This window comes from uncultured Aliivibrio sp. (assembly GCF_946479765.1).
In the GTDB taxonomy this organism is placed as follows: domain Bacteria; phylum Pseudomonadota; class Gammaproteobacteria; order Enterobacterales; family Vibrionaceae; genus Aliivibrio.
Genome location: NZ_CAMLHO010000008.1, coordinates 76,569 through 87,670, shown reverse-complemented (window position 1 = coordinate 87,670; position 11,102 = coordinate 76,569). Strand labels below are relative to the sequence as shown.

Below are 11,102 nucleotides of genomic sequence, written 5' to 3'. Positions count from 1 at the left end.
ATAATGATCTGATCACAAGATTTACGAAAGGTTCCCTGATTTAGTCAACAACGCCCTTTCACGTCTATTTTTATTCATTATTGCTATAGCTTCTTTTCCTAGCTTAGCTGCACTTGGTAAAGACGATGGTGTTGTAGCAAGCCACTGTTCCTGTGGGTCAAGTCAATCTGGCTCATTTGCAAGCTGTTCAACGACTCTCGCTTTTGATGGAGAAGTAGCGACTCAACCTGAAGCGGTAACTAATTTTATGCCTTATCATTATCCATTACTAATGGGAGATAATTACAGTCATAGCGAATTAATAGGCACAAAAAATCAAGGCAAAGTTACAGTAATAAGCCAACAGAAAACACTGCTTGATGGCACTATCATTAAAGTAAATACGACTGATTTTACTTACTGGTTAAGCGGAAATACTTATCGTTATGTTGACAATTCAAAGAATAAAACCATGTCAGAATTGGTTCGTAATTTATTGTGATGAATAAAATTTTTTTATTTATTGGTGCGCTGTTAGTCAAGGCAACCGCATGAGTGTTCAGTTTTTAGATAACCCTGCAATTAACATCTTTTCCAACATTGATGTATTCATTAAGCAACGCTTTTGTTTTCCGACGATGCTCACCTTCGTCGGCTCAGCCCTAAGCATATTGAGAGCCATGTGACGCAAGTAAGACACGTTTTCCGCGCCGTTGTCTTTGTAGATCTGGCAGGCATCTTCGCTCATGCTGACATCAAGTACCCAATGCATCGATTGTCACAAGAGCACCACGTAAGTCCAGCATCTTTAGAAGTTCGGGAATGGCCGTAATTTCGTTGCTCTTTTGACCAGTTTTAGCTGCCCGAGTACCAGTTTATTCGAAGAGGCGTAAGCATTGATCATATGGATTGTGCTGGCTCTATCTTCTCGGTTGTATGAGCCGCGAAGCGTTTTACCATCGATTGCAATCACTTGACCATTTGTTAAGATATGTACCGATTGCATCCAGTTCAAAAAACAGCGGTGAAACTGCTCTGGCTCTATCGTTGATATGATCCGAGCGATAGTATCGTCAGCGGGAATATCTTCAATGAACATGTCGTTTTTTTAAACCAATTGTGATGACCTTGAATGTACTCGCGAATGTCAAACCAGCCTTTAGCACCCGCGATCACCGCGCATAGAGAACCGCTAAAAAAATAATTAGACCAAACAAAAATAGCACCTTTGCATCCACAAAAAAAAGATGACGTACAGCAGGTTTTACCGCAAGAATTAACCAAACAGTTTGCCTTATTATCTAAAGCTTATACCGATGATATTGTTTATCCTTCTTACTCAACGCCACTGAGTTCTAATAATAAAAATTATCTTAAACCCAATCACTTCAATGAAGTTAACATATCTGTATTAGATGGTCCTCATACCACTTCTCTCTCTTTAAATATCGATTTGATTATCCAGAATTAATTACCATCACACTTAATTCAGATCTAGCGGTTGACCATATCGAGTATGAGTTATTAGATCCAGAAACTCGAAAACCCCTCACAACTCACTATACACAATACTTAGTTATTGAGTTTACACCTCAAAAAAAGTGGCCTCAATAGATTAAAATTAAAGCGGTGACCTCCTTTTTAGATGGAAAATATACACTCACTACTGATATTCAATTTTCAGACCCAATGGCTTACGTTAATTCAATTCAACCTCCCTATTCAACTGGAAGCGATATTATATTACCGCTGAATGTTGACGTGAAATAATCAGGAAATTACCGAATTAGAACTAATTTATTTCAAATCGATGGCAGGCCTATCGCTTCTTTAATCAATAAATGGAGGTTCTCTCAGGGCAATACCGTATTTGAGCTAAAAGCACATCATTCAGTGCTTAAAAATTACGCTACTGAGTTTGAATTACGAAATATCACAGTAGAAAGAATGTCGGGTTTTCCAGGAGAAAAAACACGTTATGGGCCGAGTAAAGAAGCGGTTTTTTCTATTTCGTCATTTAATACGTCAAGCTTAACTGATTAGCCCTATCAAATGTCAGAACAAGAGGAAGAACGTCTTCAATTTTTAAATGATATTGCTTAGCAATCATAAAGGAAGACGATACCATATCTCTTCAAGGTAACAAGAAAGTTAATTTATAATGATATAGTTCAATAAGTTTCATCTATTAAATTAATAGGTATTTTCAGTTAAGTTAAATTTTCTTTTTGTTATATATTTTCCTAGGGCAGAAAAGAGTTTTATCAGGCATTGGAAAACAATCATGACAATACAAAAAAAATTGTTATATATAACACTAGGTTTAACAACTACGTCGATTCAAGCACAAACGTTAACCCGAGATAATGGAGCCCCAGTTGGTGATAATCAAAATTCAATAACCGCGGGGGAACATGGCAGCGTATTGTTGCAAGATGTTCAGCTTATCCAAAAATTACAGCGTTTTGCACGAGAGCGTATCCCAGAACGAGTTGTCCACCCTCGTGGAACTGGTGCGCACGGTAACTTTGTATCGAGTGCTGATTTTAGTCATTTAACGGCATCACCTCCTTTTGCTCAAACAGGAAAAGAAACCCCCGTATTTGTTCGCTTTTCAAGTGTCATTCACTCAAAAGGATCACCAGAAACCCTCAGAGATCCTCGAGGTTTTGCAACCAAATTTTATACTGAACAAGGAAATTGGGATTTAGTCGGTAATAATTTACCCGTATTTTTTATTCGTGATTCGATTAAGTTTCCAGATATGGTTCACTCACTAAAACCATCACCAGTGACCAACATTCAAGATCCAAACCGATTTTTTGACTTTTTCAGCCAAGAACCTAGCAGTACTCATATGCTAAGTTGGGTTTACAGCAACCTCGGTACACCCGCGACCTATCGAGAGATGGATGGATTTGGTGTCCATGCTTATAAATGGATCAATCAATCAGGAGAGGTGAACTACGTTAAGTTCCACTGGAAGAGTCAACAAGGAATAAAAAGCCTTCGTCCAAATGAAGTAATGGCTGTTCAAGGTAAAGATTTTAACCATTTAACCAATGACCTCTATTCTCAAATTGATCTTGGTAATTATCCAAAATGGGATCTATTTGTAAAAATACTTTCTCCAAACGAGCTAAATTCTTTAGATTATAACGGCTTAGATGCAACAAAAATGTGGCTTAATGTCCCAGAAAAGAAAGTCGGAACAATGACATTAAATAAAGTTCCTGATAATTTCTTTTTGGAAACGGAGCAGTCTGCCTTTTCACCATCCAATTTAATTCCAGGAATTGAACCGTCTGAAGACAGACTGTTACAAGGTCGTTTATTTGCTTATTCTGACACTCAATTATACCGTTTAGGGGTCAATCTATTTCAACTTCCTATTAATAAACCGAAAACAACGGTGTATAACCATAACCAAGATGGCCGTGGTAATACCGCAAATATGAACTCAGATATTAATTATGAACCAAGTAATCACTTAGATTTAGCTGAAGACCCACAATATAAAACAATACAAACACCTCTTAGTGGTCACGTTCAACAAAAAGCGATTACCCAACAAAGAAACTTTTATCAAGCCGGTGAATTTTATCGAAGCTTAAATAAACAAGATAAAAAAGATTTAATCTCCAACCTTGCTGCGGATTTGGGCCGAGTTAACGATGAACATGTCAAAGCAACAATGCTGAGTTATTTCTATCGTGCAGATAAAGAGTATGGCACTCAACTAACGAAAGCGACAAACGGAAATATAAAACAAGTTATCCAATTAGCCTCGATGTAAAAGCTTTGGTTCGCAGGGAATAACGACTCTTTTCTGCCCAGAAATGAGAGCCCTGCGAACCACTTTATTAAAAATAACGTCAAGGATAACCCTATGAAAAAAAGCATCGCTTATTTTTATCTGATATTTTTATTATTGCCTTTGTCTGGTTTTGCCACAGAAAAAGAACAAACCACCAACGAAGATTATCAAGAATTAATTACCCTTTACTTTGCCGCAGCCAGAACGGGTAATGATGACGTTTTATCTACATTTTTAAATGCGGGTTTTCCTGTAAACCAAGTCAACAGTAAAAGTTATACCGCATTAATGACCGCCGCCTATTATGGACACCAGTCGTCCATCGAATTACTGTTAGAAAAAGGCGCTAATGCATGCTTACAAGATAAACGAGGGAATACAGCAATCATGGGAGCCATAATAAAAGGTGAGTTTTCGATAGCGAAACGTCTATATAAGATCAACTGCTCTGAAAGTATTAAAAATAATGCAGGTTTAACACTACAAGAATTTACACACCTCTATGGTCAATCTGATCTATTCAATAATTAAAAAGAAATCAACACAATAAAAAAGCCCTTTAATCACTGACGATAGGGATTAAAGGGCTTTGCATTTTCTATTCATTGTGAATGATGACGGATTACGCTACTTTCGTCGCTTTTACCGTAATATTTGGCGCATTAAATTGTTCTTGTGACGCGATAAGCTGTAACTCATACGCTCCACGATTGAAGGTTTCTTTCATCACAGAATCAACCGCAGCATTGGTACGCTCAAATGCTTCAATTGGCGCATAGCCTGCCATCAAATTGGCCAGCATCACACCACTGATTAAATCCCCTGCCCCTACTGGCTGACGCTTTGCATCAAAGTCATATAAAGGACGAGAAACGTGGTAACTGCCGTCTTTGGTGGTTAATAGCATTTCAAAACGATCTTTTTGAATTCCCGCACGACTCAAGTGTTTTACCACTACCATCTTAACGCCTTTTTCAAGCAGTTGATTATTCGCTTCAATCACTTGATCTAAGGTATTAATAGTCATGCCAGATAAACTTTCTAACTCAAGTAAATTTGGTGCAATAATATCTGCTGAAGCTAATGCCGATTCTTTAAAAAACACTTCAACTTCTGGTGCAACGATGCACCCTTTCTCAGGATGTCCCATTACCGGATCACAAAAGTAAATCGCGTTTGGATTGTCTTGTTTGATTTTTTTAACAGCCGTAATAATTTCTTGGCCTTGTGCTGCTGATCCTAAGTAACCACTTAATACCGCATCACAGACTTTTGTTGCTTCAATTGCTGATAGACCATCAACTAATTCTGAAATATGGCCCGCAGGCATAGCGATGCCTTTCCAGCCTTGTAAATATTGTGTGTGATTTGAAAACTGTACCGTGTTAATTGGCCACACTTCCATTCCCATTCTTCGCATTGGAAAAACCGCTGCACTGTTGCCTGCACAACCAAATACCACATGAGACTGAATGGAAAGAATACGTTTCATAACATCACCATAATTTAAAATAGAGTAAGGGCTTCCGTGCCCTAAAATAAACGATAATCCTTTAAAACCCTAGGGCTTAATCTTCTTTTAATACTTTCACTGTGTAACTGCCATCTTTTTGAGCATATACACCGTGAATATCCGTTTCAAAACCTGGATAATGAGCGCCGATTGCACATAGCATCTCTAAGAAATCAAGTACTGGACGAGATTCTGTTGTTACCATTTCACCAGGAAGTATTAGTGGAACACCTGGAGGATAAGGAAGGATCATATTGGCACTTACGCGACCAACCATTTCTTCCAGTTTCACTTCTTCCACATTGCCGCGTAGCTCTTCTTGCCATGCTGCGTGCGGCGTTACTTTTAGTTCAGGTAATACATCAAACGCTTTGAACATCAATTCAGGTAAACGGTATTTACGAGTAAGGTCGTGAATGCCTTGTGCCAATTCTTGAATGCGCATGCCTTCGTAGAAGCTTGGATCTTCGTTGTACAGTGAAGGTAAGAAGTTTTTCACTGTTAAGTTTAGATCATAACCACGTTTAAAGTCAGTTAACGCACGCAGTAATTGCATTGCTTTTGATTTATCAATACCGATAGAGAACAAGAATAATAGGTTATATGGACCTGTTTTCTCTACTACGATACCGTGTTCATCTAAGTATTTAGCAACGATAGAAGCAGGGATACCTGTTTCACTCATTTCGCTATTTTCGTTCATTCCTGGAGTTAATAGCGTTACTTTAATTGGATCAAGGTACATGTGGTCATCATCGATGTCTTTAAAACCATGCCATGTATCTTTAGGATCCAGTTTCCAACATTCTGTTGTATCGATATTTTCTGGTTGCCATACATCGAAGAACCAGCTGTCACTTTCACTTTCTAGACGTTTGATCTCTTTACGGAAACGAATCGCACGGTCAATAGAGTCTTGGATCAGTTTCTTACCTGTATTACCGCGCATCATCGCCGCAGCAATTTCTGTTGATGCAACAATACCGTATTGAGGTGATGTTGATGTGTGCATCATGAAGGCTTCGTTGAAAGATTCTTTATCAAACTCACCTTTCACATGGATCATTGATGCTTGAGAGAACGCAGCCAATAATTTATGAGTTGATTGTGTTTCATAGAACACTTTACCTGGCATCGCTTCACCACTCATACCACATTTACCTTCGTAAATAGAGTTAAAGTTAGTGTAAGGAACCCAAGCACTATCGAAGTGAATGAATTTAGTTTCTAGCGTTTCTTTGATGTATTGAGTGTTGTACAACAGACCATCGTAAGTTGAGTTAGTAATAACTGCATAACCCGGCATTGTTGCGTTTGGTGTTGCTGCTACTTTTTGCTCAATCACTTCACGAGTGAATTCACTTTGTGGAATACCACCTAAGATGCCGTAAGCGTTACGCGTTGGACGGAAGTAAATAGGCGTTACATCACTCATCATCATCATGTGAGTCAGAGATTTATGGCAGTTACGGTCAATAAGTACAGTGCTGCCTGCTGGTGCAGAGAACATACCTACAATTTTGTTTGAGGTAGACGTACCGTTCGTTACGATGTAAGAGCTGTCCGCATTAAAAGTACGAGCGATGTACTCTTCTGCTTCTTTATGAGGACCTGAGTGATCAAGTAATGAACCTAGTTCAGGCATTGAGATTGATACATCCGCTTTAAATGCGTTTGGACCGTAGAAATCATAGAAGATGCTGCCTGCAGGGCTTTTTTGGAAAGCGGTGCCGCCCATGTGACCCGGAGTACAGAATGTATATTTACCTTCTTCAACGTATTTAAATAACGCTTTAGTAAAAGGAGGCATGATTTGGTCTTTATATTCTTCGGTCGCTTGATTGATTTTCAACGCGATATCGTCAGCCATGTCTAGGGCATATTCGAAGAAATGAAGATTTAGACGTAAATCAGTTAATGAAATGTCTAATGTTGAATGTTGGTTTGCAAACGCGTACAAAGGCAATTTTTCATTCAGGGTATTAATTTCAGTACATAGGTCTAGTGAGTATTTATCCCAATCAAATAACACACCACAAATTCGTGGGTTCATTTCGACCATTTTGTATAAATCTTGCGCGTCTACTGGGTAAACTACTTTGTAGCCTGCTTTTTCTAAAGAAGCATGTAATTCGCGTACTGGCTCTTCTTTAAAGAAAACACCTGAGTGGTTTAGGATAGCAAAAATATTCATTTTATATCTCCAAGACGAAACAAGGCGCTCCCCATCTTTTTGATGGTGAGGTAGTGGAGCGCCTGAGGGTAAATTTATTAAGTTGGTAGCGTTACGTGTTCACGCTATCGAGTGATATTAATGGGCAGTAGCTTCAGTGCTGATGTGTTGCTCAGATTGTTTCAAGCCCATTTTTTTTGCGTAGAACATTAAGATAACAAGTGACACGATAAAGGTTGCAGTCAGTGTTGCGCCTTCTGCACCAGCAAGAGCAATCATGCAGAACACACAAGCAATACCAGAGAAGAACATGGTGAAGCCACTGCGTGTTGTCATACCTTCAAATCGAATTAAGTTAATGCTTGAATAGAAGTAAGGAAGCATTGTTAGTAGTACGGCATCAGTCGTTAACTGATTAAATAAGTCAGCAGTATGTGCTGATTGAGAGCTGAATACGGTCAATACAATCATTAGCGCTGTCATTTTTAGCGACGCAAGTACAAGGCCTTTTTTCGCTACACCGTTTTTATCAACTTCACCGTAAATTTTAGGGAAGTTACCATCGTGAGCAGCACGCTTACCGGCTTCACCAACCAACATCATCCAAGAACCTAGTGATGTGAAACATGCTAAAGCAGTAAATGCAGCAACAAATGGCGCTGACCAACTACCGAAGATTTCAGTGGTCGCCATTGCAAATGGTGCGCCTGATGCTGCCACTTCTGCTGCTGGGAACATACCGCTGATTACTTGAGTTGATAGGATATAAATCACACCCGCAATCGCAGTACCAAGCATTGTTGCTAAAGGAACCGTGCGTTTTGGGTTTTTAACCATACCAGATGATACCGCTGCTGATTCAACACCAACAAACGACCATAAACAGATAAGCACAGCACTAATAACAGCGTGGCTACTTGTACCTGAAGAGACATTCCAGTTTTGGCTATATAAAGCAGGATCGAAGTGAGTCCAACCAGCAACCCCTGTACCAACAACCGGAATAAGGATAAGACCTAAACCTAATGTACAAAGACGACTAACCCAGCTACCACCTAGTAAGTTAACTAGGGTAAATAACCATACTGATGCAATCGTCGCGGCAGCCGCAGGGATAGGGTCATTCAAAGCAGGGAAGAAAACAGATAAGTAAGAAACACCAGTAATGGCGATTGCTAAGTTACCAATCCAGTTTGCGTGGTAGTAAAGAACACCCGTTTGGAAACCAAATACAGGAGATACTTCACCAGCATAAGCAATAGGGCCACCTTCTTGTGGATTCTTTGTTGCTAAGCGGGCAAAAACAAACGCCAAACTTAATGCACCAACTAAACAGATAATCCAACTAAAAATTGATACTGAACCAACCGCTGCTAATGAAGAAGGTAATAGTGCAATACCACTCCCCATCATGTTGCCGGCAACAACACCCGTACAGGCTATTAAGCCAATTTTCTTTGTATTCGATTCCATAACATCTCCAGGAATTATCGAATGGACCAATTTAAGCCCGTAATACGAAATTATTTATTTAAAGGGGCAAGGTGTTATCTGGACAGGTCATGCAAACTCTATCGGGGTAAATAAACAACATCTCGCTTGAATGTTGAGATGAAGGTTACGCCCAAAGAATGGAAAAAAAATAAGGATAAAATTATCAATAAAATAATGATAAAAAAAATAAGGGTGCAAAGTAAAAAACGCAAACTACAATTTAAAAAATACTTAATTATCATTAAGTTAATTATTTTCAATTTAGAAAAATGATAAAAAACAAAAAAGATAAAGTTATCAACTTTGAAATATTTACCGAGAAAGGAAAAGGTTTATCTCTCCGTTATGTCAAGCTTGCTGCCATTTTCCTTGTTGAATACAAAAATAATAAAAGAAAGAAAAATGAAAACGAAATGTTGTAAATAATTATGTTTATTCGTAAAAAAAGTACGACATATTGTTTCATTATTATTGACTATACAAAGCTGACTGAACTATATTAATCGCCGCGAATCCTTAGCAAACGATATTTTATACAACTTTATAACAAAGTTACTTATATTTCTTAAAGATTGGCGTTTCGTTATCCATTATTTAAGAAAAATAAATTAACGATTAATAATAAGGAAATTTCATGACAAACACAGATTTACCGCTAATTGAGTCAATAAACGAGGCATTGATGTCCGTTATTGGTGTGATCAATGGCCTTCTTTGGGGTCAAGTTCTCGTTTACCTTCTTGTTGGTGTGGGGGTTTACTTCACAGTACGTCTTGGCTTTATTCAGCTTCGCCAACTTGGACATTCAGTTAAAATCTTACGCAGCGGCCAAGAAATCGAAAACGGCATCAGCTCTTATCAAGTATTTTGTACCTCTATGGCAGCTCGCGTGGGAACGGGTAACATGGCAGGTGTGGCAGTGGCATTAACGGTGGGTGGCCCTGGTGCTATCTTCTGGATGTGGGTGATTGCTCTATTTGGTATGGCGACAGCATTCATTGAATCAACACTAGCGCAAGTGTACAAAGTGAAAGACGTTGACGGTCAATACCGTGGCGGCCCAGCTTATTACATGGAGAAAGGCCTTGGTCAACGTTGGATGGGTACGCTTTTCTCTATCTTCTTAATCATCGCATTTGGTTTGGTCTTTAATGCTGTTCAAGCAAACACAATTACTGACGCGTTAAATCACTCATTTGGTTTTGATAAAACCATCATGGGTGTTGTCATTGTTGCTGTATCTGCTTTCTTCATTATGGGTGGGTTACGTCGTGTAGCTACTGCATCATCTAAAATTGTTCCTGTAATGGCGATTGGTTATCTTGCTATTGCATTAATCATCGTAGTAATGAACATTACTGAAGTTCCAGCAGTATTAACGCTTATCGTTAAGAGCGCGTTCGGTTGGCAAGAAGCCGCTGCTGGTGGTGTTGCTTATACTATCGCGCAAGCTATGCAATCAGGTATCGCTCGTGGTTTATTCTCAAACGAAGCGGGTATGGGCTCTGCGGCTAACATCGCAGCAAGTGCTACACCAAACCCTAACCACCCTGCATCACAAGGTTTTGTGCAAATGCTAGGTGTGTTTGTCGATACCATCGTTATCTGTACGGCTTCAGCGGCAATGATTATGCTTTCTGGTGTGATGGACCAACCAGATGCTGCTACAGGTATAAGCCTTCTTCAACAAGCGCTAACCAATGAGTTAGGCGGTTGGACAAGCTACTTTATGGCATTGGCTATCCTGTTGTTCTGCTTTACGTCTATTATTGCGAACTACAGCTACGCTGAAACTAACGTAATGTTCTTGAATGGTAACTCGAAAAAGGGCCTATTTGGTTTCCGTCTGTGTGTTCTTGGAATGGTAATGTTTGGTTCTGTGGCTTCTTTACCTGTGGTATGGAGCCTCGCGGATGCTTCTATGGGGATGATGGCATTAATCAATATTATTGCTTTAATCCTTCTTTCTAAGCTGGCTATCAAGATCATTAAAGATTACGAGATTCAACTTAAAGAGGGTAAAACGCCAGAGTTTGATCGTACTAAGTTCCCTGAACTTGATGATTTAGAAGGTGCATGGCACCCAAAGAAAAAGAAAGCATAAACGTTTTCTCTAAATCATAAAT

9 protein-coding genes and 1 pseudogene are annotated in these 11,102 nt (G+C 39.1%); 6 read left to right on the top strand and 4 right to left on the bottom strand.

Annotated features, from left to right (window positions below; genetic code table 11):
* Positions 1–247 precede the first annotated feature (247 nt).
* On the top strand, positions 248–481 hold the full coding sequence (locus Q1K78_RS05375; protein WP_300175191.1) for a hypothetical protein: 234 nt from the start codon (positions 248–250) through the stop codon (positions 479–481).
* A 57-nt stretch (positions 482–538) separates the two neighbouring features.
* On the opposite strand, the pseudogene Q1K78_RS05370 reads toward Q1K78_RS05375, so the two are convergent.
* A pseudogene (locus tag Q1K78_RS05370) lies at positions 539–1,217 on the bottom strand (ISAs1 family transposase).
* On the opposite strand from Q1K78_RS05370, the gene Q1K78_RS05365 reads away from it, so the two are divergent.
* The 4 genes from Q1K78_RS05365 to Q1K78_RS05350 all read left to right on the top strand — a co-directional run bounded on the left by Q1K78_RS05365 (position 1,208) and on the right by Q1K78_RS05350 (position 4,327).
* Entirely contained in the window at positions 1,208–1,450 is a 243-nt protein-coding gene (locus Q1K78_RS05365) for a hypothetical protein (RefSeq protein ID WP_300175189.1), read from the top strand. The pseudogene Q1K78_RS05370 and the gene Q1K78_RS05365 sit on opposite strands and share 10 nt — an antisense overlap.
* Before the next feature lie 422 nt (positions 1,451–1,872).
* The gene (locus tag Q1K78_RS05360) at positions 1,873–2,022 is read left to right on the top strand and encodes a hypothetical protein (RefSeq protein WP_300175187.1); all 150 of its coding nucleotides are present in this window, start codon (positions 1,873–1,875) and stop codon (positions 2,020–2,022) included.
* A gap of 241 nt (positions 2,023–2,263) precedes the next feature.
* The gene (locus Q1K78_RS05355; protein ID WP_300175185.1) at positions 2,264–3,775 is read left to right on the top strand and encodes a catalase; all 1,512 of its coding nucleotides are present in this window, start codon (positions 2,264–2,266) and stop codon (positions 3,773–3,775) included.
* A gap of 93 nt (positions 3,776–3,868) precedes the next feature.
* Positions 3,869–4,327, top strand: a complete 459-nt coding sequence (locus Q1K78_RS05350) for an ankyrin repeat domain-containing protein (RefSeq protein WP_300175183.1) — start codon at positions 3,869–3,871, stop codon at positions 4,325–4,327.
* 91 nt (positions 4,328–4,418) lie between these two features.
* Here Q1K78_RS05350 and pdxY read toward each other — a convergent pair whose 3' ends face one another.
* The 3 genes from pdxY to cadB form a co-directional block, all read right to left on the bottom strand.
* The gene (gene pdxY, locus Q1K78_RS05345) at positions 4,419–5,288 is read right to left on the bottom strand and encodes a pyridoxal kinase PdxY (protein ID WP_300175181.1); all 870 of its coding nucleotides are present in this window, start codon (positions 5,286–5,288) and stop codon (positions 4,419–4,421) included.
* Positions 5,289–5,364: 76 nt separating this feature from the next.
* Entirely contained in the window at positions 5,365–7,503 is a 2,139-nt protein-coding gene (locus Q1K78_RS05340) for a lysine decarboxylase CadA (RefSeq protein WP_300175179.1), read from the bottom strand.
* 117 nt (positions 7,504–7,620) lie between these two features.
* Positions 7,621–8,955, bottom strand: coding sequence for a cadaverine/lysine antiporter (gene cadB / locus Q1K78_RS05335; protein ID WP_065593958.1), 1,335 nt, complete (start codon positions 8,953–8,955; stop codon positions 7,621–7,623).
* A 655-nt stretch (positions 8,956–9,610) separates the two neighbouring features.
* Between cadB and Q1K78_RS05330 the strand changes: the two genes are divergently transcribed.
* On the top strand, positions 9,611–11,080 hold the full coding sequence (locus tag Q1K78_RS05330; protein ID WP_300175176.1) for a sodium:alanine symporter family protein: 1,470 nt from the start codon (positions 9,611–9,613) through the stop codon (positions 11,078–11,080).
* The last annotated feature ends 22 nt before the right edge of the window (positions 11,081–11,102 follow it).